Annotated in this window: 1 protein-coding gene; it reads left to right on the top strand. The window is 34.5% G+C overall.

Annotated elements, in window-relative coordinates:
• On the top strand, positions 1-249 hold a 249-nt coding region (locus SB658_RS26280; protein WP_410603431.1), incomplete at both ends, for a GNAT family N-acetyltransferase.

Genomic DNA, 249 nt, shown 5'->3' with positions numbered 1-249 from the left:
ATATATTTTTGGTAAAGAGGAAGTTTCTAATTCTTTATACATTCATAGATTTGCGGTGAAACGGAAGTATAAGGGGAATGGGATTGGAGAATGGCTTTTACAGTGGATAGAAGAGAATGTACAACATGACAAAGAGTACTTGAAGCTAGACTGCGTCGGGCATAATCGTACGTTGAATGATTTTTATAAGAAAAATGGTTTTGAATATGTTGGGAGTACAGATGGACTTAGTAAATTTCAAAAGAGAAG

It is taken from the genome of Bacillus sp. SIMBA_008 (genome assembly GCF_046535495.1).
Taxonomy (GTDB): domain Bacteria; phylum Bacillota; class Bacilli; order Bacillales; family Bacillaceae; genus Bacillus; species Bacillus subtilis.
Note: the sequence above shows the minus strand (reverse complement) of the source record. Positions and strands in the feature narration are given on the sequence as shown.